The organism is Nocardia xishanensis NBRC 101358, from assembly GCF_001613365.1.
GTDB lineage: Bacteria > Actinomycetota > Actinomycetes > Mycobacteriales > Mycobacteriaceae > Nocardia > Nocardia xishanensis.
This window is the reverse complement of record NZ_BDCF01000011.1, coordinates 18,697-42,101: the sequence shown is the minus strand read 5'-3', so window position 1 is coordinate 42,101 and position 23,405 is coordinate 18,697. Positions and strand designations below refer to the sequence as shown.

Sequence of the window (23,405 nt, the reverse complement as noted above, 5' to 3'; positions counted from 1 at the left end):
TTCGTGACCGCGCCTTCAACTCTGCCCGGGTCGGCTCCGCTCGGCGACCCAGGCGGCGATCTGCGCGCGCGAGCTGAATCCGAGTTTGGTCAGGATGTGTTCGACATGTCCCTGCGCGGTGCGGAGGGAGATGCTCAGCCGGGCGGCGATGGCCTTGTTGGTGAGGCCGTCGGCGATCAGGCTTGCCACCTCCTGTTCCCGGGCGGTCAGCTCTGTCGAGGGGCCAGGACCGGGAGTCGTTGCTTGCGGTTGCTCTTCCAGGGCGTAGCCAATTGCGGTGTCGAGATCCAGCGCGGCCCCTTCGCGGAAGGCGGTCTCGAACGCTCGCCTACCGAGCTTGTGACGCGCCGCTCGTTCGCAGTCGTCGTGGTGGACCATCAGGGTCGCGAACGGCACGGTGGCGATGCCGGTCGACCGAGACTGTGCTGACGCAGAGCCCATCAACACGGCGGCACGCCGCGCATTCCCCTGGCTTCCCACAACCCACCCGAGTATCTCCAGCGCGATGCCGCCCAGCAACAGATCTTTTTGGTGCCTTGTCAACTGCAACTGCTGCCGCAGCAGCGACATCGCACGATCGTGATCGCCCCGGCGCCACGCGGCCACGGCCACAATCCACAGAATGTATGACCGATGAACGGACTCGCCGTGAGATTCCGTGATTGCCAGCGCCTTTTCGTGATACGGACGAGTTGCCGCACCATCTCCCTGCAATTCCTGCGTCCAACCGAGTGCGATAAGGGCCCATAACTGTCCGTAGACATCACCCTGGGTGGTGAACGACTCGAGGGCGGCTTCGAGGGGGGCGAGTGCGGGCGCACGGCCGCCGCTGTTGACCACGCTGAGGGCTTGGATGAGCTCCGCGAAGGCGTGCACGGTCGAATCCTCGGTCCGTTCGTCGAGCGTCTGCGCCTGCGCGACCAGCGCGGACAACGCACGGGAATTGTCTTGGGCCGCAGCCACCAGCGCAGCGCGCCACAGTGCCTTGGCGCGTAACGGAATGTCGGTGGCGGGACCGCGGGCAAGGGCGCGGTCGAGCCAGCGCCGCTCCTCACCGAGCTGGCCTCGGGAGGGCCAGAACAGTTGCAGGGCCGCCACGAACGACAACGCCGCGTCCGGTTCGGTTTCGGTGTCGTCGAGCGAAAAGTTCAACGCTTCGCGCAGGTTGGGTTGCTCGCGGTCGAGGCGGGCGATCCAGTCGAGCTGGCGGGGGCTGATCCAATCCGCCTCGGCGTCCTCGGCCAGCCGCCGGTACCAATCCATATGCCGGCGTCGGATTTTCGGGTATTCGCCGGTCTCGTCGAGTTTGTCGCGGCCGTATTCGCGTAGCGTCTCGAGCATCCGGAACCGCACCGCCGGACCCGACTCCTCCCTGATCAGGATGGATTTATCGACCAGGGCGGTCAGTACGTCGAGCAGATCCTCCCCGTCGTGGTCGTCTCGGCAGATCTGTTCGGCCGCGTCGAGTTCGAAGCTGCCCGCGAACACCGAGAGCCGCGACCAGGCCGTTTGCTCGGCCTCGGTGCACAGCGAGTAACTCCAGTCGATGCACCACCGTAGGGTCTGCTGGCGGCTCGGCGCGGTGCGGCTGCCGTGGGTCAACAGCGCATATCGATCGGTGAGGCGTTGCCGGATCTGCTCCGGTGACAACGCTCGTAGCCGGGCCGCGGCCAGCTCGATCGCCAATGGCAGCCCGTCGAGGCGGCGGCAGATCTCGGTCACCGTCGCGAGGTTGTCCTCGGTGAGTGCGAAGCCTGGCACGGCCGCGCCTGCCCGTTCGACGAACAGGGTGACCGCGTCGTAGCGGGGCGCGCCGCGCAGTGTCGGCGGCCGATCCGCATCGGGAACCGTCAGCGGTCGCACCCGTAGGACGGACTCCCCGCCGATGTCGAGGGGCTCGCGGCTGGTGGTGAGGATCCGCAATGCCGGGCACGCCCGCAGCAAGGTCTCCGCGACCTTCGCTACGGCGTCGACGATTTGTTCGCAGTTGTCCAGCACCAGCAGCAGCTGCCGCGACGCTAAGTGGTCGATCAGCACCGCGAGAACCTGCCGCCGGTGCGGTCGCAGTGCCAAAGCCGTGGCGATCACCTCCGGCAGCAGGCCGCCGTCGCGCAGTTCGACGAGCTCGACCAGCCACACCCCGTCGGCGAAATCCCGTTGCACACCGGCGGCGACCCGCGTCGCCAGCCGCGTCTTGCCGACCCCGCCGATCCCGGTCAACGTCACCAGCCGCGAGCTCGCGAGCAGGCTCTTGACCTCGGTCAGTTCGGCGCGGCGGCCGACGAAGCTGGTCAGCTCGACAGGGTGAAACGCCTTCGCGCCGATCGACTGAGCGGACGATGAAAATCCCGGAACCGGCGAAGGACCGGCGGTCGGCGGAATCAAGGAAACCGGAGCGCCTTCGGGCCGCCCTTCCGCCTCCGCTCGTACCGCCATCTCGTCGACCGGCAACCTGCGTCCGGCCTGGAGTCGTTGCAGTTGCTCACCCAGTGCCGCTGCGGAGGGCCGCTGCTCGGGCTCGCGGGCCATGGCATGTTCGATCACCTGCGCGAGGTCGTCGTCGATGCCGTGCTCGCGCAGGTTCGGCAGCGGCTGCTCGGTGATCCGCACGAATTGGGCCACCACCTGCTCGCCGCTGCGACGTTCGAAAGCGGCATGACCGGTGAGCGCGGCGAACAGTGTCGCGCCGAGTCCGTACACGTCGGCCGCGGGGGTGGGCGCCGCATCGCTGAGTACTTCCGGTGCGGTGAACGCAGGTGAACCGGTGATCGTGCCGGTCGTGGTGTGGAATCCGGCGGGGATGCGCGCGATGCCGAAATCGGTCAGGGCGGGCTCACCGTAATCGGTGATCAGGATGTTGCCGGGTTTGACGTCGCGGTGCAGGATGCCGAGTCGATGCGCGGTCTCGAGCGCCCCGGCGATCTTGACCCCCAGCCGCAGCGTCTCCTCGACCGACAGCGGACCGTGGCGGCGGATACGGGCATCGAGAGAATCCTGCGGATAATACGGCATCACCAGATAAGGCAGCCCGGACATGGTGGTGCCGACCTCGAGCACCTCCGCGATGTTCGGGTGCCCGGTCAGCCTGCCCATCGCCCGCTGTTCCCGGACGAACCGCTCCCGGTTCCCCTCGTCCAGGTCGGCGGTGAGCACCTTGATCGCCACCGTCCGGTCCAAAGCGACCTGGGTGCACCGATACACCACCCCGAATCCGCCGCGGCCGATCTCCTCCGCATCGGCGAAACCGGCCGCGCCCAGCTCGGCCGTGACCTCGGGGATCACCGCGCGCTGTGTATTCAACAGGTCGTTTTCGCCCATGCGCCGGTCCTGCTTCGTCCGTGCTCAGGATATCGCGCAGTCCATCCCGGTCATCACGCCTTGCGCCCCGGCTCGAGGCTCGGCACCGTGCTAGCAACGCCATGGCGACCCGGCGGAACTGGCTCCTGGCCCCGCCCAGCGGCAACGAGACCCTCGGTCACGCACCCGGCGATATTCTCGAAGTAGTCATCGAGAGGTGTGCAGGGTAATGGTGCTGGTGCCATGGCGCGGATGGGATGAATCGGTGTAGTCGATGACCGACGCCGATCCATTCGCGACGCAACGCGACGACGTTTCCGGTTCGGTCGTTGCGGAGCTGGCTGCGGCCGGGTTCGACGACGCGGAAGAGATCGGCCGTGGTGGTTTCGGCGTCGTCTATCGCTGCGCGCAGGCCGGGCTGGATCGCGTGGTGGCGGTGAAGGTGTTGACCGCCGATCTCGACGAGGACAATCGAGCGCGGTTCTTCCGGGAGGAGCGCGCCGGAGGCAGGCTCACCGGGCATCCCAATATCGTGCATGTCCTGCATGCCGGTATCACCGATAACGGTCGACCCTTCATAGTCATGCCGTACTACCCGCACGGCTCTCTCGACGCACGGATACGCAACAACGGACCGCTGGACCTGCGGGAAGCGCTGCACCTCGGGGTGAAGCTGGCCGGAGCCCTGGAGACGGCGCACCGCTTCGGGGTTCTGCATCGCGATGTCAAGCCCGGGAACGTCTTGTTCACCGATTACGGCGAGCCGACGCTGGTGGATTTCGGAATCGCTCATATCGCGGGCGGGTTCGTCACCGGCACCGGCATCGTCACGGGCACACCGGCTTTCACCGCCCCGGAAGTGATCGCCGGTGAGCCGCCGAGTCCCGCGGCGGATGTCTATGGTCTCGGCGCGACGTTGTTCGCCGCGATCACCGGTCATGCCGCTTTCGAACGTCGCAGCGGTGAGGATTTGGTGGCTCAGTTCGTCCGGATTTCGTCCGGCCCCGTTCCGGATCTGCGGGAGGAGGGGATTTCCGCGGATGTCGGCGCCATCGTCGAACATGCCATGGGCGGTGACCCGCGCGGTCGCCCTTCGGCCATGGAGTTGGGCGAGCAACTCCAGGCATCGCAACGTGACCATGGTTTCCCCGTCGACGAGATGGCCCTCCTCACTCCGGCAAGAGCCGAGCAGGTGCCACCGCGGCGTGAGAAGTTCTCCGCGACCGGGTCGGACGGGCGTCAGCCGCAGGAGCGTTCCGCGGTTTCGAGCAGACCGAGCCGGCCTCCGGTGGAGCTGACGAGCTTCGTCGGCCGGCGCACGGAGTTGACCGAAGCGACGAACGCGTTGTCGACCTCGCGATTGGTGACTCTGACCGGTATCGGCGGGGTGGGCAAGACCAGGTTGGCGGTGCGGATCGCCACTACCGTGGAGGGCGCGTACGCCGACGGCGTGGCTTTCGTCGAGCTGGGGGAGGTACAGGACGAGTCGCTGCTGCCGAGCATCGTGGCGGCGGCGCTGGGATTGCAGGACAGGTCGGTGCGGCCGTTGCCCGAAGTGCTCGCCGAGTTCCTGGCCGATCGGGAATCGCTACTGGTGCTGGACAATTGCGAGCAGATGGTGGCCGGTGTCGCCAAGCTCGCCGAGTCGCTGCTTCGCGCGTGTGCCGGTTTGCGGATTCTGACGACGAGTCGCGAGCCGATCGGCCTCGACGGGGAAGTGGTCTTGCCTGTTCACCCGCTCGCCGTTCCCGATCCCGATCGGCTACCGAGGAGCCCGACCCGCAACGACGCGATGCGGTTGTTCGCCGAGCGGGCCGCCGCGGCTGTCGCCGGGTTCGAGCTGACCGAGGACAACAAGGTCACCATCGCCCGGATCTGTCGCAAGCTGGACGGCCTGCCGTTGCCGATCGAGTTGGCGACGGCCTGGCTGCGGGCGATGTCGCCGGAGCAGATCTTGCAGCGGTTGACCGATCGTTTCGCGCTGTTGACGCGCGGCAAAAGAGGCGCCCCGGCGCGGCAACAGACCTTGCGGATGTGTATCGACTGGAGCTACGACCTGTGCACACCGACGGAACAACGAGTATGGGCACAACTTTCGGTGTTCGCCGGAAGCTTCGACCTGGAGGCCGCGCAGCTCGTCTGCGCGGAAGATATTGCGGCAGAGACACTTTGGGATACGATCGCTTTCCTCGTCGACAAGTCGATCCTCGTTCGGGAGGAGTCGGCACGGTTCAGCATGCTCGATACCGTGCGCGACTACGGTCAGGAAAAAGTGCGGCAGTCAGGCGAATATCTCGAGGTCTGCCGCCGTCATCGTGATTGGTATGAACGGCTTGCTTTCGATGCGAACGCCGGTTCGGTCGGCCCCCGTGCGCTCGAATGCTTCTCCAGGTTGCGCAGGGAGCGACCGAATCTACGGCAGGCGTTGGAATTCTGCGTGGCCGACGACCCCGAAGCCGGGATTCGGCTCGCCGTAGCTCTCTCCAACTCCTGGTTCTTTCAGGGCTTGCTCAGCGAGGGGCGGCGCTGGTTCGATCGCCTGCTCGCCCGGCACACCGGAGCAGTCACCGTCGAACAGGCCGCTGCGATCTACGTCGCGTCGCTGATGGCAGCGGTGCAGGGCGACCTTCCCGCGGTGGCGCGTCTGGTGCGTGAAGGGCAAGCGCTCGTCGAGCAGTCGACCGATGCACTGGCTCGCGCACACATCGACTTCGCCGCCGGAATCCTCGCCCTGTATAGCGGGGACCCTTCCGCCGCGCGCCCTTATTTCGAGGAAGCCATCCGGTTGTACGAGGAACGGGGTGAAGTCCCCTTCCAGGTCGACGCCGTGATGTTCCTCGGTCTCACCCACGAGTTCCGCGACAACACCGACAAGGCAATCGAGTACTACGAGCACGCGCTCGCGCTCACCGAAGAGCACGGCGGCACGATCTTCCAGTCCTACGTGCTGTGGTCGCTGGCTGTCGCGTTGTGGCGGAAGGGCGATCCCGAGCGAGCGACTCGGTTACTCGTGGAAGCGCTGCAGCTGAGCCGGACGCTGAAAGACCGCGCAAACGTGAGTATTTGCCTGCAAACGCTGGCGTGGATTGCCGCTGAAGGACAGGATGCGGAGCGTGCGGTCGTGTTGACCGCGGCTGCCGAGCGGATCGGCCAGTTGGTGGGAACTATGCCGGTGATGTTCTCGGACCTGAGCGTCCACCAAGAAGAATACGAGCGCCGAACGCGACAGGCTCTGAGCAGGCAGACGTACTCCGCAGCCCAGCGGGAAGGCGCCGCGCTCAGTTTCGATGCCGCGATCGCCTATGCCTTGGGTGAGCACACCGCACAGGCGCCGACCGACGTCGCCGGTCGCAAGCTCACCAAGCGGGAAAGGGAAGTCGCCGAACTGATCGCCGAAGGGCTCAGCAATCGGGAGATCGCCACCCGCCTGGTCATCTCACCGCGCACGGCTCAGGGACATGTGGAGCACCTGCTGACCAAGCTGGGTTTCACCTCGCGGGCACAGATCGCGGCGTGGATCGCGGCATCGCAGGACAAGATTCCGGAACGCTGACAGCGAGGGCCGAGACAGGACAGATGGGCAGCCTATGACCCGGTTCAGCGGCCCTGGACTCGAACGAGGATGCGAATGGCGCAGTGCCCGAACGGCCTTCCCTGTTACTGGCCGTCCCGGCTGCCGCCGAGCTGGCCGCCATCCGCGGGCGACGACGCGGCGCGCGGCGTGGCGGCCCGTGGCAAGGGAGACCGGTGATCCCGGACAGCCCCTGCCCGGGTGGCCCGCCACCGAGTCGTGCTTGCTCGGTGGCGGGCGCCGTGATCATGCCCGCCAGCGGTTGTGCGCGACGCTTGGCCCGAAATCTGTTGAACGCCAGCGGTCCTCATGGCCACACGATGGGAAGATCACATCGGATACACCGGGTGTTTGCGCGGGTTGAACTCCGGCTTGACCGGCGGCTTGTCGCGCAACAGGCGCAGCGCGCGCCGGATCTCCAGACGGGTGTGCGCCGGTTCGATGACCGCGTCGATATAGCCGCGTTCGGCGGCGATCCACGGCGTGGCGATCGTCTCGTTGTACTGGTTGATCATGAACTCGCGCGCCGCTGCCCGATGCTCCTCCGGCACCGCCGCCAATTGCCGCCTGCCGATGAGGTCGACCGCGCTGTCGGCGCCGATCACCGCGATCCGGGCCGTCGGCCAGGCGAAACTGATATCGGCGCCCACTTGCCTGGCCGCCATCATGCCGTAGGCGCCACCGTAGGACTTGCGCACGACCAGGTTGATGATCGGCACCGTCGCCTCGATGATCGCACGCGGCACCCGGCCACCGCGGATGATCACACCACTGGCTTCCTGCTCGAGCCCCGGCAGTACGCCCGGGGTGTCGGCGACGAACACCAGCGGGATGTTGAACGCGTCGCAGAGCCGGATGAAGTAGGTCGATTTGTCCGAGCAGGCGGCGTCTATGGAACCACCCAATACCAACGGTTGATTGGCGATCACACCGACCGGATATCCGTCGACCCGGGCGAACCCGGTGATCAGATTCGGGGCGAACGCGGCGCGGACTTCGTGAAATTCACCGTCGTCGAAAATCCGTAGCAGGATCTCGTGCATGTCGTAACCGGCGCGATCGGAATCCGGGATGATCGTGTCGAGCTCCCGATCGGACGCGGTGATCTCCGGCTCCAGACCGGGGTTCACGATCGGCGGTTGCTCGAGACAGCTCGTCGGCATGTAGCTCAGGTAATTGCGGGCCCAGTCGTAGGCTTGCTGCTCGGTGTCGGCCACGTGGTGCAGGGTGCCGCGTTCGGCCTGTACCTTGGCGCCACCGAGTTCCTCGGCGGTGATGTCCTCACCGTTGACGGCTTTGATCACCTCCGGCCCGGTGACGAACATGTAGGAATCTTTGGTCCCGATGAGGACGTCGGTGTTGATCGGCCCGTACACCGAACCCGCCGCGCATTTGCCGAGAATGATCGACACCTGCGGCACATACCCGGACAGTTTCTCCAATACCCGGGAAATATCACCGAACGAAGCGATCGAACCGACCGCGTCCTGGATACGCGCACCGCCGGAATCGTTGATCGTCACCACAGGGCAGGCGTTGTCGAAAGCGAGTTGCAGCGCCCGCATGAACTTGCGGGCGGACGTGATGCCGACCGACCCGCCGTACACGGTCTGATCGTGGGCGATCACCACCACCGGACGGCCGCCGATCAACCCGCGACCGGTGACCAAGCCGTCACCGTAGAGAGCATCCGGTTGGCCGGGCTGACGAGCCAACGCGCCCGTCTCGATGAACGTCCCGCGGTCGAGCAGCATGTCCACACGCTGGCGAACGCTCGGAACGCCCTTCTTCTCCCGCTTGGCGACACCGGCCTCACCTGCCGGTTCCGCGGCGATCGTGAGGATCTTGACCAGTTCATCGATCTTCGCCCGGGTATCTGCCACGCTCGCTGCCACCTTCCAAACCAACTGTTGTGCCGTCGCGACGTTAAGCGGTGTCGACACGGAATGTGTCATCGAACCGGAGATACGGGACAAATCACAGTCGAGGCCGGGCGCGCATCACCTCCCACCCAACGGGTTCGAACACACTCGGCGGTATGCCTATCGCTGGCCACCTCGAGTGAGTCGCCTGAGCGGCGGCAGGATGCCAGCCCTATGCCGCACAGGTCGGCGGGTGGCGCGCCGCTAGCTGATCGACGTCCCCGCTAGGTAGTCGCCGCCGCCGATGTAGACGGTGTGGCCGGATTCGGTCGCGGCCGTGGTGGCGTCGGCGATGGCGGTGGCGAATTCTTCGACGGTGGGGAGGGTGCCGTGGTCGCGACGGGTGGTGACGGCGCCGGGGTCGCGGCGTTCGAGGAGGCGGACGATGATTGTGCCATCGATCATGTCGCCGGAGACGACGGTGAGAGTGATTCCGCGCGTGGCGAGTTCGGGGATGAGCGCGCGGAGGGCGTCCTCGCCTGCGCGTTTGCTGGCGGCGATGGGTTCGTAGTCGGCGGGAACGGGTTTGCGGCCGTGGAAGTGGGCTTGGTGGCTGGTGACGAAGACGATGCGGCCCCCGGATGGCATGAGCGGCAGAGCAAGCCGGGTCAGGCGTAGCTGCGCGTCGCGATTGATGGACATGGCGTAGTCCGGCGCCGCGCCACGCTCGAGTCCGCCGGATGCGTTGAGCACCAGGACATCCAAGCGGCCGAAATCGGTGGCGATGTCGGCGATCAGTGCGCGCGCGGCGGCCTCGTCGGAGACGTCCGCGCCCGCGATCGACGCGCTGCCTCCCGCGGCGGCGATCTCGTCGGCGATGGTCTGCGCGCGGCGGCGTTTCTCGCGGTAGTTGACGATCACGTGGTCGCCGCGAGCCGCCAGGATGCGGGCGGTGTCGGCGCCGATACCGCGGGAGGCGCCGGTGATGAGTGCGATCCGCCGGTCTGTCGAGCTGTCCCGTTCGTGCACCGCGTTCCTTTCCTCCGCGGACCGCTGCCCGCTCGACTACTTCTAAATCAGAATTACTATGGTGGTTCGAAATGAGAAGTGCAAGCGGTGCGAAGCCGTCGCGGGGCGAGGCCGACCCCGCGAACGAACCGATGCTGGCCGCCATGGAACTGCTCGGCCAGCGCTGGATGCTGCGCATCGTGTGGGAGCTGGAGCCGGGCACGCTGGGCTTTCTCGAGCTGCGGCGCCGGATGGGGCAGTGCTCGTCGAGCATGTTGTCGGTGCGATTGCAGCACCTTCAGGTGGCGGGCTTGATCGTCAAGAAACCTGACAAGTCGTACGAGTTGACCACGGCCGGAAGGGAACTCGGGGAGTCGCTGCGTCCGGTGTGGGAGTGGTCGCGGCGGTGGGCGGCGTCGTTCCCGGCGGGCACCGGAGCCGCCGCGCCGCTCCAGTAGGCTGACGGCTCCACTTCAGCACGGGAAAGAGACCATGTCGCAGTTCGAGAATGTCAGCGTCACGAAGAAGGCCAACGTCTACTTCGACGGGAAGTGCGTCAGCCACAGCATCCAGCTGGCCGACGGCACCGCCAAGTCGGTGGGCGTCATCCTGCCCTCGACCCTGACCTTCACCACCGCCGCTCCGGAGATCATGGAACTCATCGAGGGGGAGTGCAAGGTCACCCTCGCCGGCGCGACCGAAGCCGTCACCTACAAGGGCGGCGAGTCGTTCAGCGTGCCCGGCGACAGCTCGTTCCAGATCGAGGTGCTCGACACGGTGCACTACGTCTGCCACTTCGGCTGATCGAAGACGGCGCCGGGATCGGCGCAGCAAGTCGATCCAGGCAGCGCCGTCCGAGCCGTCGCGACACCATTCGACTTCCGTCGACAGAGAAATGGTTTGCGGACACCGGCCGAGACACGCCAAAACGCTCGGACACGGTGCTGAGCACGTCATAGCCGGCGCGGTGCGCTCGACAATTCAGCGCAACGCCGCCGCGGCCGCCTCGGCAATCGCCCCCGCGACCGCGCTCAACGCGGGCGAATGCAACTTCCACTGCTGCCAGTACAGCGGCACGTCGATGTACGAATCCCCGTCTATCGGAACCAAACTCGTCGACGGGTCGGCGGCGGTCTGAAGGTCGGGGAGCATGCCCCAGCCGAGGCCGAGGCGGACGGCCGTGCCGTAGGCCGTCGAGGAAGGGACGTAGTGGCGAGGCGGGTCGATCGGCTGGCGGGTGCGGCGGCGGAGGTGGCGGTCTTGCAGGTCGTCCTTGCGGTCGAACAGGACAACGGGCGCGGCGGCGTAGGCCTTCGCGGTGGGCCCATCGGCGAACCAGGTGCGGGCGAACGCCGGGCTGGCCATCGGGCGGTATCGCATGGCGCCGAGCTTGTCGACCTTGCAGCCCTGCACCGGCTTCGCGGTGGCGGTGATGGCCGCCATGACGGTGCCGTCGCGCAGCAGCGCGGTGGTGTGTTCCTCGTCTTCGCGATGGATTTCGAAGCACACGCCGGGCGGCGCGTCGCGAAGCGCGGGCATGACCCAGGTCTCCAGGGAGTCCGCGTTGACCGCGATGGGGAGGCGGATCGGTAGGTCGACCGGGTGGTCGGCGTCGCCGAGTTCGCGAGCGGTATCGCCGGTGAGCAGGTCGATCTGGCGGGCGAGGCGCAGCACCGCGAGCCCGGATTCGGTGGCCCGCACCGGTTTCGTCCGTTGCAGCAGAATGCGACCAGCGGCGTCCTCGAGCGCCTTGATCCGCTGGCTGACCGCCGAGGGAGTGATGCGGAGACTGCGCGCGGCGGCTTCGAAGGTTCCTTCGGTGATCGCCGCGTTGAGTGCCCTGAGCTGATCGAGCTGCAATTCCATGTTAAGAAAGTCTAATGATGCTTCAGAATCTTTAGCTTGTCTGGTTGAAGGCCAGGGATTTAGCGTCGATCGACGTGACGGTTTCCTCGGCGGGCTTCGCCGCACTCTCCGGTTTGGGATTCGGGCTGTCGCTGATCGTCGCGATCGGCGCGCAGAACGCCTTCGTGCTGCGTCAAGGCGTGCGCGGCCAGCATGTCGCCGCGGTGGTCGCGGTGTGCGCGCTGTCGGACATCGTGCTGATCGCCGCTGGCATCGCCGGTTTCGGGACGCTGGTGGAATCGCTGCCCTCGGTGGTGACGGTGGTGCGCTATGCGGGTGCGGCGTTCCTCATCGGCTACGGCGTCCTGGCCGCGCGGCGTGCGCTGTCCGGTGGCGCTCTCACCGCCGACGGCGCTGGTGCGTCGGTGGCACTCGGCGCGACAATCCTCACCTGCCTCGCGCTGACCTGGCTGAATCCGCACGTCTACCTGGACACGGTCCTGTTGCTCGGTTCCTTCGCCAACACCTACGCGCCGCCCGACCGCTGGTTCCTCGGCGCGGGCGCGATGCTGGCCAGCATTCTGTGGTTCGTCGGCCTCGGCTTCGGTGCCCGCCTCCTCGGTCCGCTCTTCGCTCGGCCGACGGCTTGGCGGGTGCTGGATTCGGCGATCGCCCTGGTGATGTTCACCCTTGCCACAAGCCTGTTGCTCGCCGGCTGACGATCCAGCCCGGCGGGAGGTCGACCAGGCCTTCCGTTTCGACGCCTCGCAGAGGTCAGGGCCTATGCGAAGGCGCGGGAAAGGGCTGCGAGCAAGCTATCGCAGCGGTCAGTCCTTTAGAACGTCTTGTGCGGTACCCCCACCGTCAACCCGCCATCGATAACGAACTCGGCGCCCGTCGAATACGACGACTCGTCACTCGCCAGATACGTCACCAAATTCGACACTTCCTGCGGATCCGCCGCCCGCCCCAGCGGAATTTGCAGGAAGTCCGGCGGAATCCCCTCGGTCATCGGCGTGCTGATGAGACCCGGATGCACCGAATTCACCCGAATCCCGTACTGCGCCAGCTCGAGCGCGGTCGATTTCGTGAGCCCTCGGACGGCGAACTTGGTCGCGGTGTACCCGTGCAGGCCGGGGCTCCCGCGCATGCCCTCCACCGAGGAGATGTTGACGATGGAGCCGCCGCCCGCCTCGATCATGGCGGGGGTCGCCGCCTGCATGCCGAGGAAGGTGCCGGTCAGGTTGATGTCGACGATGCGCTGCCACTCTTCGAGCGCGAAGTCCACCAGCAGGTTTCCGTTGACGATCCCGGCATTGTTCACCAGGACGTTCAGCGCGCCGAACCGCTGTACGGCTTCGGCGGCGGCAGCCTGCCAGTCCGCCTTCTCGCGCACGTCGAGGTGGACGTAGACAGCGTGGTCACCGAGTTCCTCGGCCAGCGCCTTGCCCTCGTCGTCGAGGATGTCGCCGAGCACGACGCGCGCGTCCTCGGCCACGAATTTCCTGGCGTGCGCGGCGCCCATGCCGCGGGCTCCACCGCTGATCAAGGCCACCTTGCCGGTCAGCCGCCCCATTGCGGTACCTCCGTCCGTCGCGGAATCAGCGTCGGCGATGGCCGACGTGAACACGTTACATAACATCGGCTTGGTTCAGTGGCTTCGCGAGGCGAAGATTTCCGTCGCGCAGGGCAGACCGGTCCGCGGTGCTGTGGCATCATCGAATGAAACGTGTTTCAGTATTGGCGTCCGGAGGAGGCCTAGGATGGCGAATCCCGACCGGATCCGACGGTGGATCCACCGCGCGGGCGTTCCCGATATCGCCGAGGTGCCGGGCGGCCGCCTGGTCGAGCTGGCGGGCCGGGGGCGCACCTACGTGGTCGACATGCCGGGGCCGGAGGGCGCACCGACCGTGATCCTGCTGCACGGCACCGCGAGCACCGCCTACCTCACCTGGTTTCCCGCGCTGGCGGCGCTCGCCCAGCACTACCGGGTGATCTTGTTCGACCAGCGCTGGCACGGGCGCGGCATCAGGTCGCCGCGCTTCTCGGTGGACGACTGCGCCGACGACGTGCTGGCGCTCGCCGACGCCATGGGCGTCGAGCGCCCTCTCTGCGCAGGTTATTCGCTCGGCGGCGTTGTCGCGTTGACGGCGGCCCACCGTCATCCGGACCGCGTCGGCGGACTGGTGCTGTGCGCGACGCCGTATCGGTTCCGGGAGAAGTGGCGTGAGCGGGCGTTTCATCAGATGTTCGGCGCGTTCGCCGATGCCATCGGGCCGTATTCGCTGCGGCGCATCGACGCATTCGCGAGCAGGCTGTCGGAACTGCCGGAGCATACGTGGCCGCCGGGCGGTTTCGAGCGCTGGGCGCTGAGTGAATTCCGCAGCACGAGCGGATGGGCACTGGCCCAGGTGATCGCGGAGGTCGGACGGTTCGACGCGTCGGCCTGGCTCAGCGCGATCACGGCGCCGACGGCGGTGGTGATCACGACCCGCGACCACGCGATTCCGGTGTATCGGCAGCTGGAGATGGCGACGATGATTCCCGGCGCGACCATTCATCTGGCGGGGACGGGGCATACGGGATGTGTCTTCGGCGCCGAGCGCTTCGTACCGACGTTGCTCGATGGCTGCGCCGCGGTGGCCGAACAGCAGTGACCGGCGAAAACCGCTGCCGGAGACCCTGTTCGGCGTCGGTGGCGAACAGGGCGGCATGGATCATTCCACTTCGCTTGCCGCGGTGCGCAATTCGTCGATGATGCCGGGCACCGCATCTGCCATCGCGGCGAGATCGGGGACGAGCTCCTTGCAGGCGATGAACCCGAAGTCGAGATCACCGTTGTTGGACAGCACCGTGACGGTGAGTCCGGCCCCGTGGAACACCGGCCCGAACGGATACATCGCGTCCACCTTGATACCCAAGAAGTACAGCGGCATCGGCGGGCCCGGCACGTTCGAGACGACGAGGTTGTGCACCACCGGATGATGCTCGGCCAGCTTGAACGACGAGTAGACCCGAGCCGCGAGCTGGAAGGTGTTGGGCGGGGCGTACTTCGACCAGTCCTGGAGGAAGTCGGCGCCGATCAGATCGTGCTCTTCCTTGGCGTTCTGGTTCGCCGCGGCCACCGCGCGCAGCCGCTCGACCGGGTCGGCGATGTCGGTGCCGAGCTCGGAGAACAGCGAGGAGACCTTGTTGATACCCGCTGTGTGCTTGGACGATTCGTGCACCGAGACCGGCACCGAGGCGATGAGCGAGCGATCGGGCAGTTCGTCGTGCTTGTCCAGATAGGCGCGCAGCACGCCGCCGACGACGGTCAGCACCACGTCGTTGACCTTCACGTCGAAGGCGGTCTTGATCTCCTTGATGGCGGCCAGATCCGCTTCGGCGAAGGCCACCGTGCGGTGCGGCGTGATCGCCCTGTTGAACGGGGTGCGCGGCGCGGTGAGCGGAATCGCCATGCCCGCCTGATTGTTTCGCCGTCGCTGTGCGAAACCGGCGAGCATGCCGACGGTCTTGGGCACCATGCCGACGATCCCCATCTTGCCTGGCAGCCGAACGGTCGCCTCGGCCAGCAGTTTCCAGTCGTTCGGCGCCGCCTCGGGCCGCCATTCCTCGGTCGGCTCCGGTCGCGTCACGCCCGGTTCCATATCGCACAGGTGCATCATCATGTTCGTGCCGGTGATGCCGTCCACGGCGGCGTGATGGTACTTGCAGATCACCGCGACCTTGTCGCCGTCGACGCCTTCCACCACGTTCATCTGCCACAGCGGCCGATCGCGGTCCATCGGCCTGCTGGCGATGTCTCCGACCAGTTCGGCCAGTTCGTTCCTGCCGCCCGGACTCGGGATACCGATGCGCCGGATGTGGTAGTCGAGATCGAAGTCGGGGTCCTCCACCCAGACCGGATGGTCCAGGTTGAACGGCACTTCGTGCAGCCGCCGCCGCATTTGCGGAATGAGCGGCACCCGGCGGCCGAGCTCGGCCTTGAAGGAGTCGAAGGAGTACCGCACGCCGTCCGACGTCGGGTCGAGGATGAGCAGGGCGCACACGTGTAGATGCTGGGTTCCCGTCTCGAGGTAGAGGAAACTGGCGTCCAGTCCGGTCAATCGTTCCATAGCGAAAGCCTACTAGAACGTGTTCTAATTTTGTGTTCGATTCAGGGGAGATGGGTCACAGTGGCGACCCCTATTGTCAACTTGGCGAACCGAATTCATCGGATGAATGCCGAGATTGTCGCGCGCGTCGCGGTTCAGGGGCGCGGTTCACATATGTGTGTTACCGCCAGTTCCATATACGTGTATGATCGTTGCTACACCCGCGCAGGAATCGGCGCACGAACCATGCCGATTCGCGCCCCGAGGTGCACGTATGAGGATCGAGGGAGTACCGATGAAGCTACTTCGCAGGGCTCACCGGCGGCCGGACACCGATCCGGGCGAGGTGGCGCTCAACGCGCGCAATGTCCAGTTCGACTGGGCCGACACTCCGCTGCACTGGATGCCGGAGGAGCCGATCGCCTCGCACTTGATCAATTCGCTGAACCTGCTGCTTCCCGAGGGTGAGCGCATGTTCTGCGCCGCGTATGCCGAGGCGCTGCCCTTCGTCAAGGACGAGAAGCTCCGCGAGGCGATGCTCGGCTTCATCGGCCAGGAATCGATGCACGCCGAGACGCACGACAAGGTGCTGCACGAGGTGCTCGCGGCGAACGGCATCGATCCGGAACCCTATGTGCGCCAAGCCGAATATCTGTTCCGCAAGACGCTCGGGCCCACCGATGCCGACGGCATCGCGCAGCGCCAGATCATGGTGGAGCGACTGGCGTTCATCGCCTGCCTCGAGCACTTCTTCGCCTTCCTCGGCGACTGGGTGCTCAACGCCGACCTGGAGAAGTTCGGCGCGGATCCGCGGGTGGCCGACCTGTTCCGGTGGCACGGCGCGGAGGAGGTGGAGCACCGGCATGTCGCCCACGACGTGGCGGTGTATTTCGGTGCGGGATACGTCCGCAGGTCGGCGCTGATGGTCCTGGTGTTCCCGATCTTCCTCTCGCTGGTGGTCCGCGGCACCAAGTTCATGGTCCAGCAGGACCCCGCGCTGCCCGATCTCGGCTACCCGCGGCTGATCAAGCGGGTGTTCGGCGCCATGTGGCGTGGCTCACTGCCCGGCGTACCCTCGCTGCTGTGGAGTGCGCTGTCCACGTTCAAGCCCGGCTACAACCCGGACACGGTCGGTTCCACCGCGCAGGCGGTGGCGTACCTGGCCACGTCGCCCGCGGCGCGCGCGGTCGCCTCGTGAGCCCGAGGGTCGTCCCCGAGCAGTTGCCCGCCGATCTTTTCGGCAAGCGCGATCGGGACCGGGCGGTGCGGGTGTTCGACGCGATGGCCACGGCCCGGTTGCGCTGGGCCGCACTGGTCAACCGGCGGGATCTGCACCCGAAGGTCGACGAACGCAGGCTCGCGCTCGTCGTCACCGAGCGCCGGGTCGAGGCGCACGACCAGGACGTGGTGAGCCTGCGGCTCGAGGCGCGGGACGGGCGCGAACTGCCCGCGTGGCGGCCAGGCGCGCACCTGGATCTCGAGCTGCCCTCCGGCAAGCTGCGGCAGTACTCGCTGTGCGGCGACCCGGCCGACACGCGCGCCTACCGGGTCGCGGTGCGCCGCATCCAAGACGGCGGCGGCGGTTCGGTCGAGGTGCACGACGCACTGCCCGTCGGAACCCCGATCGTCGTGCGCGGTCCGCGCAACGCTTTCCCGTTCGCGGTGCCCGGCTACGGTTCGCCCGCTGTGCACCTGCACTTCGTCGCGGGCGGCATCGGAATCACCCCGATCCTGCCGATGGCGCGGCTGGCGATGCGGCTCGGCCTGGATTGGTCCATGGTGTACGTCGGCCGCAGTCGCGAGACCATCCCGTTCCTCGACGAGATCGAGACGTTCGGCGACCGCGTCACCGTGCGCACCGACGACGAACACGGACTGCCGGACGTGGCCGCGCTGCTGCCCGGCGTCACGACGGGCAGCGCGGTGTACTGCTGCGGCCCGGTGCCGATGACCCACACCGTCGCAGGCGCGGTGCGCCGGATGCGCGGTGTGGAACTGCATTCCGAGCGTTTCTCGCCGCCGCCCGTCGTGAACGGGCGGTCGTTCGAGATCCAGCTCGCCTCCACCGGTGAGGTGCTCCGCGTGCCCGCCGACGAGTCGGCGCTGGCCACCCTCTTGAAATCCCGTCCTGATCAACCATATTCGTGTCGGCAGGGCTTCTGCCGGACGTGCAAGGTGCGCGTACTGGCCGGCGAGCCGGACCATCGCGACACCGTGCTCACCGAGGACGAACGCGCGGACGGCGACATGCTGGCCTGCGTATCGCGCTGTGACGGTGGGCGTCTCGTGCTCGACCTGTAGCAGGACCCCTCCGACCGGGAGAACAAGGAGACGTCGATGACAACGGATATCGACTCGGAAGCGATCGAACGGATCGTGCGTAGTGGTGAATTCGAGCTCGCCGTCTACGAATACGGCGACCCAGCGGCCCCGACCGTGGTGCTGGTGCACGGCTGGCCGGACACCCATCACCTCTGGAACGCCGTCGTGCCGCTGCTGGCGCGGCGGTTCCACGTCGTCACCTACGATACCCGCGGGCATGGCCGGTCCACCCGTACCCGGCGGACCGCCGACTTCCGGCTGGACGCGCTCGCGAACGATTTCTTCGCCGTCGCCGACGCGGTGAGCCCGGATGCGCCGGTGCACGTGCTCGCCCACGACTGGGGTTCCATACAGGTGTGGGAGGCGGTGTGCGAACCGCGCGCCACCGCTCGGATCGCGTCGTTCACCTCCGTGTCCGGCCCGAATCTCGATCACGTCGGAAAGTGGGTGCGCGCCAGGCTGTCCCGGCCGACCCCGCGCAACGTGTGGCAGCCGTTCACCCAGCTGCTGTCCTCGGCGTACACGGCGTTCTTCATGACGCCGGGACTGCCGAGGGCCGCCTTCGGCGCGTTCGGCACCGAAGAGCGTTGGCAGCGCGCGGTTTCCCTGATGAACGATACGCCGATCTCGACGGTGACCCTGGCCCCGACCTTCCGGCGCGACATCGTCGACGGTCTGCTGATCTACCGCGCGAACATCGTGCAGCGCATGCGCGCTCCGCGCGACCGGCACACCGAGGTGCCGGTTCAGCTGATCGTGGCAGGCCGCGATGTCGCGGTGCGCCCCGCCGGATACGACGACGAGCGCAAGTGGGTCTCGCGACTCTGGCGGCGCGACGTGCCCGCCGGACACTGGATGCCGTTCTCGCACCCCGAACTGCTGGCCACCGCCACCACAGAGCTTATCGACACCCTGGATGGCGGCGCGGCGCCCCGGGGTCTGCGTCGTGCCGAAACCGACCGGACCCGAAACGAATTCGACGACCAACTGGTGGTGATCACCGGCGGCGGCAGCGGTATCGGCCGCGAGACCGCGCTGGCGTTCGCCCGGCTCGGTGCCGAAATCGTGCTCTCGGATATCAATCTGGACGCGGCGAAGCAGACCGCAGAGCTGATCGCCGCGGAAAGCGGTGTGGCGCACGCCTATCGGCTCGACGTCGCCGACGAGGCCGCGGTGTCCACGCACGCAGCCGAGGTGATCGCCGCGCACGGCGTGCCCGACATCCTGGTCAACAACGCGGGCATCGGCCAAGCGGGCGGGTTCTTCGACACGCCATCGGCGGAGTTCGACCGCGTGCTGCGGATCAACCTCGGCGGCGTGGTGAACGGCTGCCGCGCCTTCGGCGCCGCCATGGCAGAGCGGGGACTCGGCGGGCACATCGTCAATCTGTCCAGCATGGCCGCCTACAGTCCGCAGCAGGGGTTCAGCGCGTACTCGACCAGCAAGTCGGCGGTCTTCATGTTCTCCGACTGCCTGCGCGCCGAACTGGCGGGCCGCGGCGTCTCGGTCCACACCATCTGCCCGGGCATCGTGCATACCAATATCGTTGCCACCACGACCTTTTCGGGAGTCAGCGCCGAGGAGGAGAAGCGCAAGCAGGCCAAGTACGACAACCTGTACCGGATGCGCCGCTACACCCCGGACAAGGTCGCCGACCAGATCGTGCGGGCCGTCCGGCGCGACCGCAGCATCGTGCCGGTCACCCCGGAGGCGCGGTTGCAGTACCAGTTCAACCGCTTCGCGCCCGCGGTGGTGCGGTTCCTCGCGGCACGGGTGAAGCTCACCTAGGGTCGGGCGGCGCCCGGTGCAGCTCGGCCTCGATCGCCGCGACGCGCCGGGCGTCGATGCCCCACGGGTGGTCGACGCCGACCTTGCTGTCGAGATCCCACAGCACGCACGTCTCGTCCGGTCGCGCGACCATCGACCACGCCACCACCGTGCGGCCCAGCTGCTCGGCCATCGAGCTGTGCGCGGCGGGTTCGCTCGGCGCGTCGCCGTCCGGATAGTGGTGCAGGAAGCGGCCGTAGGCGGCCGTGCAGAACGCGGCGTAGCGCTCCGTGCACAGAATCAGGCCGTGCCAGGCCTCGTCCACCGCGTGCGATGGCATGCCGATGACCTGGCCGTCGCGCATAGCCGCGCCGCAGCAGCGCAGCCACTGGCGCAGGCCGGTCTCCACCAGCTCGCGCGGCTGCCACGGGCACGTCTTGAAGACGGCCTCGGGCAGTTCCAGCGCGGCCACGGCCTGCTCGACGTCGCGCAGGTCGACCTGGCGGCGGAGGCGCTGTCGGGAACGGAAAAACGGCACGATTCACTGTACGGCGGCGCGCCGCTACCATTCCGTCATGGCGGCTGCGCTCATCGTCCTGATTCTCATCCTGGTCCTGCTGATCGGGGGCGCGGTCGCGGCGTTCGTGGTGGGTCTGGTCAAGGCGGTCGGCGCGCCGCCGCGGCAGCCGGGGTGGCCGCCGAATCGCGGGCAGGGGCCCTGGTCCGCGGGCGGCGCCGGGATGGGGCACCGCAGCCACGGCAGCGGGTGCGGCGGCGGTGGCTGGGACTCGGGGAGCAGCTGTTCGGGCGGCAGCGGCGGCGACAGCGGGTGCGGCGGTGGTAGTAGCAATAGCTGCGGCGGGGGAAGCAGCAGCTGTGGTGGAGGAAGCAGTAGCTGTGGCGGCGGCGGTAGCAGTTGCGGTGGAGGCAGCAGCTGCGGCGGGGGTTCCTGAAACCGGCGTCATGCCCTCCCGCGCGCTGGAGTGATCTCGCTCCCGGCGCTTGACCTCGACCGAACTTCAGGTTTCATGCTGGGCCCTGTTCGACCGGAAGTCATCAGGAGGTCAGTGATGCGAGCAGTGCAGGCAACGGAATTCGGTGGACCGGAGGTACTCGCGGTGCGCGAAGTGCCCGATCCCACGCCAGGTTCGGGGCAGGTGGTCGTCCAGGTCGCGGCGGCCGACGTGATGTTCCTCGACACCCGGCTGCGCGCGGGATGGGGAACCGAATACTTCGAGATCGAAACCCCTTACGTGCCGGGCGGAGCGGTCTCCGGGGTGGTCGTCGAGGTCGGCGCCGACGTCGACCCCTCCTGGCTCGGCAAGCGCGTCGCCACCAGTACCGCCGCGAGCGGAATCGGCGGTGGACAGCCCATCGGCGGCTACGCCGAGAAAGCGCTCGCCAAAGCCGAGACTCTCATCGAAGTGCCGGAAGGGCTTTCGCTGAACCAGGCCGTCGCGCTCACCCACGACGGCAAGACCGCGCTCGCCGTGTTCGACCGCGCCGCGATCCAGGCGGGGGAGCGGGTGCTCATCACCGCGGCGGGCGGTGGTCTCGGCACCCTGCTCATCCAATTGGCTCGCGCCGCAGGGGCATACGTCGTCGCGGCAGCCCGCGGCCACGCCAAGCTCGAGCTCGCCGAGCGGCTCGGCGCGCACGCAGTCGTCGACTACTCGGAACCCGACTGGACCGCCAAGGCGCGCGCCGCGACCGGCGGAGCCGGGGTGAACATCGTGCTCGACGGCGCGGGCGGCGAGCTCGGCGCGGCGGCCGCCGCGACCATCGCAGACCACGGCAGGTTCCTCGGATATGGCGCCGCCGCAGGCGATTTCGCCGAGCTCGACCGCGACGCGCTGGCGGCGCGCGACGTCGCCGTTCTCGGCCTGTTCGACCTCACCGGCGCCGATATCGACTGGAACGCGCTCTCGCGCCGCATCCAAGCGGCCGTTCTCGCCGGCGACATCGAGGTCGTGATCGGTCAGACCTTCTCCCTCGAAGACGCCGACAGTGCCCATGCCGCAATAGAATCCAGGAAATCTCTCGGACGAACGCTGCTCACATTGTGACTTGTCCAGGCATTCTGTGCAGTCGGTCTGAGACAGCGCTAATGTGCCTGCCGTGCAAACTCTGATCGTCATCGGTGTTGTCGCCGCTGTCCTCTTTCTCGTTTTCGCTGTCGTCCAATACGCAAGTCGCCCACCGAGAATGGAGAGCCGATGGGACGACCGTGTACCGGTGGACAAGGGGCAGTGGGGGGAGGACGGCGACTGACGGTCACCTCGCCCGCGTCAACACCACCAGCGCGATGGGCCGCTTGGTCATCTGCTGGTAGGCGCTGTAACGGCCCTTGTTCACCTTGTCGACGATCGCCCACCGCCGTGCATAGTCCGGGTCATCCGGATACGTCGCTCTTGCAACCACTTTCATCCGGCGCCGCCCGACCTGTATCTCACACTCGGGCGTCGCCTTCACATTCGCCAGCCACCCGGGCGGGCGCGGCGAGCCGCCGTTCGACGCGGTCACCAAGTACGCCTCGCCGTCACGCCCGTACGTCAGCGCCGAGGTCCGCTCCTGACCTGTCTTCCGCCCCACCGTCCGCAGCAACAGGGTCGGATTCCCGAACAACAACTTGTGGCCGACCAGCCCACCGCTGTTCTCGTACACCCACTGATGGACCCGCAACACATTCGCGAACACACTGGCCATATCTGACCCTCCAGTAAGTTTCGGTTCTCGACCCACACTAGTGGACGTCGGCGGCCGAACGCCGTAGGAAACCCCGCGCGTGAGCGCCGCTGCGCCCGGCCGTCCGGATGGGAAGAGGTCGGCCACTCGGAATCGGGGTCACCACGTCGAGGCGGCGGCAATCGGGCGCTTTACGCCACGGGCGTGGATCTGCGCCCGGAACGCCCAAGATTGGCCGCACCACAGGAGTGCGAGGCCGACGAGGCACCGAGTCCGCAGCGGCAATATCGAACATTTCGGCTGGTAGAAAGCGTTTGTGGGGCGGGCGGGGCTCGAACCCGCGACCAATGGATTATGAGTCCACGGCTCTAACCGACTGAGCTACCGCCCCGCTTTCGCGGTGGAACCGCGACCTCTGGGATGCTACCGGGCGTGGCGGGGCGGGCACCAGTTGACTCCCCGAGCGCGGTTTCCGGCCGTTCCGACTTCGGTGCGGCATAGGGCAATTACCGGCGGCAAGGCTGCGGAAAGTCGGCGAATCGCGGGCACTAGTAGCCCACAATGGCGAAGTCAGTAGTGCTGAGGGTATGGCGGCTGGCCGTGGGTCGGGCCGGGTTGACCGTACAGGGGTTGGCCGTACGGAGCGGGTGGACCGTACGGCCTGAGGCGTCCGGGCGCCGACGCCAGCCAGCGGGTGGTGGAACCGGCCATTGTGAGTCCGAGGACCAGAGCGCCACGCCCAGGCCGATGAACTGCCGATCGCGGTCGCAGGCACTTCCGCATCGAGACTGGCGATGGCGAGTACAGGCTGCTGACGCCTCCGACGCAGGCCAGCAAGATGAGCATGATGCGGCCCGCGGATTTGCGAGACATCAGCAGCAGGCCGCCGACCAGCCACAGCACACCGATGATCGAGTTCAACGCCCCAATCCATTGCAGGCCGCCGATGCTGTC

17 protein-coding genes and 1 tRNA gene are annotated in these 23,405 nt (G+C 67.2%); 9 read left to right on the top strand and 9 right to left on the bottom strand.

Annotated elements, in window-relative coordinates:
- Positions 1-15: 15 nt before the first annotated feature.
- The gene (locus NX1_RS11465) at positions 16-3,318 is read right to left on the bottom strand and encodes a protein kinase domain-containing protein (protein WP_068057508.1); all 3,303 of its coding nucleotides are present in this window, start codon (positions 3,316-3,318) and stop codon (positions 16-18) included.
- Between the two features lie 253 nt (positions 3,319-3,571).
- On the opposite strand from NX1_RS11465, the gene NX1_RS11460 reads away from it, so the two are divergent.
- Positions 3,572-6,850: a protein kinase domain-containing protein gene (locus NX1_RS11460; RefSeq protein ID WP_068057506.1), complete on the top strand. Its 3,279-nt coding sequence runs from the start codon at positions 3,572-3,574 to the stop codon at positions 6,848-6,850.
- Positions 6,851-7,197: 347 nt separating this feature from the next.
- Here the strand turns inward: NX1_RS11460 and NX1_RS11455 are convergent, their stop codons facing one another.
- On the bottom strand, positions 7,198-8,751 hold the full coding sequence (locus tag NX1_RS11455; protein WP_068057545.1) for an acyl-CoA carboxylase subunit beta: 1,554 nt from the start codon (positions 8,749-8,751) through the stop codon (positions 7,198-7,200).
- A gap of 243 nt (positions 8,752-8,994) precedes the next feature.
- Complete coding sequence (locus tag NX1_RS11450) at positions 8,995-9,759, bottom strand: SDR family oxidoreductase (RefSeq protein WP_068057504.1); 765 nt, start codon at positions 9,757-9,759, stop codon at positions 8,995-8,997.
- 71 nt (positions 9,760-9,830) lie between these two features.
- Here NX1_RS11450 and NX1_RS11445 point away from each other — a divergent pair, with 71 nt between their 5' ends.
- The gene (locus NX1_RS11445; protein ID WP_245668442.1) at positions 9,831-10,196 is read left to right on the top strand and encodes a winged helix-turn-helix transcriptional regulator; all 366 of its coding nucleotides are present in this window, start codon (positions 9,831-9,833) and stop codon (positions 10,194-10,196) included.
- A 34-nt stretch (positions 10,197-10,230) separates the two neighbouring features.
- Positions 10,231-10,542 carry a pyrimidine/purine nucleoside phosphorylase gene (ppnP, locus tag NX1_RS11440; RefSeq protein WP_068057503.1) on the top strand — a complete coding sequence of 104 codons (312 nt, stop codon included), beginning with the start codon at positions 10,231-10,233 and terminating at the stop codon, positions 10,540-10,542.
- 177 nt (positions 10,543-10,719) lie between these two features.
- Here the strand turns inward: ppnP and NX1_RS11435 are convergent, their stop codons facing one another.
- Positions 10,720-11,604, bottom strand: coding sequence for a LysR family transcriptional regulator ArgP (locus NX1_RS11435; protein ID WP_068057500.1), 885 nt, complete (start codon positions 11,602-11,604; stop codon positions 10,720-10,722).
- 74 nt (positions 11,605-11,678) lie between these two features.
- Here NX1_RS11435 and NX1_RS11430 point away from each other — a divergent pair, with 74 nt between their 5' ends.
- Positions 11,679-12,302 (top strand): LysE/ArgO family amino acid transporter, encoded by a 624-nt coding sequence (locus tag NX1_RS11430; RefSeq protein ID WP_068057498.1) that lies wholly within the window; start codon positions 11,679-11,681, stop codon positions 12,300-12,302.
- A 116-nt stretch (positions 12,303-12,418) separates the two neighbouring features.
- Here the strand turns inward: NX1_RS11430 and NX1_RS11425 are convergent, their stop codons facing one another.
- On the bottom strand, positions 12,419-13,159 hold the full coding sequence (locus NX1_RS11425; RefSeq protein WP_068057540.1) for a glucose 1-dehydrogenase: 741 nt from the start codon (positions 13,157-13,159) through the stop codon (positions 12,419-12,421).
- A gap of 187 nt (positions 13,160-13,346) precedes the next feature.
- Here NX1_RS11425 and NX1_RS11420 point away from each other — a divergent pair, with 187 nt between their 5' ends.
- Positions 13,347-14,240 carry an alpha/beta fold hydrolase gene (locus NX1_RS11420; protein WP_068057496.1) on the top strand — a complete coding sequence of 298 codons (894 nt, stop codon included), beginning with the start codon at positions 13,347-13,349 and terminating at the stop codon, positions 14,238-14,240.
- 60 nt (positions 14,241-14,300) lie between these two features.
- Here NX1_RS11420 and NX1_RS11415 read toward each other — a convergent pair whose 3' ends face one another.
- On the bottom strand, positions 14,301-15,698 hold the full coding sequence (locus tag NX1_RS11415) for a WS/DGAT/MGAT family O-acyltransferase (protein ID WP_068057493.1): 1,398 nt from the start codon (positions 15,696-15,698) through the stop codon (positions 14,301-14,303).
- Positions 15,699-15,972: 274 nt separating this feature from the next.
- On the opposite strand from NX1_RS11415, the gene NX1_RS11410 reads away from it, so the two are divergent.
- The 3 genes from NX1_RS11410 (at position 15,973) to NX1_RS11400 (ending at position 19,787) form a co-directional block, all read left to right on the top strand.
- Positions 15,973-16,875, top strand: a complete 903-nt coding sequence (locus tag NX1_RS11410) for a metal-dependent hydrolase (protein WP_068057491.1) — start codon at positions 15,973-15,975, stop codon at positions 16,873-16,875.
- Positions 16,876-16,958: 83 nt separating this feature from the next.
- Positions 16,959-17,978, top strand: a complete 1,020-nt coding sequence (locus tag NX1_RS11405; protein ID WP_157119680.1) for a PDR/VanB family oxidoreductase — start codon at positions 16,959-16,961, stop codon at positions 17,976-17,978.
- A gap of 36 nt (positions 17,979-18,014) precedes the next feature.
- Positions 18,015-19,787, top strand: a complete 1,773-nt coding sequence (locus NX1_RS11400) for an SDR family oxidoreductase (RefSeq protein WP_068057487.1) — start codon at positions 18,015-18,017, stop codon at positions 19,785-19,787.
- Here NX1_RS11400 and NX1_RS11395 read toward each other — a convergent pair.
- Positions 19,780-20,259 carry a UCP032817 domain-containing protein gene (locus NX1_RS11395; protein WP_068057538.1) on the bottom strand — a complete coding sequence of 160 codons (480 nt, stop codon included), beginning with the start codon at positions 20,257-20,259 and terminating at the stop codon, positions 19,780-19,782. The genes NX1_RS11400 and NX1_RS11395 overlap by 8 nt on opposite strands.
- 577 nt (positions 20,260-20,836) lie before the next feature.
- Here NX1_RS11395 and NX1_RS11390 point away from each other — a divergent pair.
- Complete coding sequence (locus NX1_RS11390; RefSeq protein ID WP_068057483.1) at positions 20,837-21,832, top strand: zinc-binding dehydrogenase; 996 nt, start codon at positions 20,837-20,839, stop codon at positions 21,830-21,832.
- Positions 21,833-22,040: 208 nt separating this feature from the next.
- Here NX1_RS11390 and NX1_RS11385 read toward each other — a convergent pair whose 3' ends face one another.
- Together NX1_RS11385 and NX1_RS11380 are read right to left on the bottom strand one after the other, a co-directional pair.
- The gene (locus NX1_RS11385) at positions 22,041-22,472 is read right to left on the bottom strand and encodes a nitroreductase/quinone reductase family protein (protein WP_068057481.1); all 432 of its coding nucleotides are present in this window, start codon (positions 22,470-22,472) and stop codon (positions 22,041-22,043) included.
- Positions 22,473-22,768: 296 nt separating this feature from the next.
- Positions 22,769-22,842 (bottom strand) — tRNA-Ile (locus tag NX1_RS11380).
- Between the last annotated feature and the right edge of the window lie 563 nt (positions 22,843-23,405).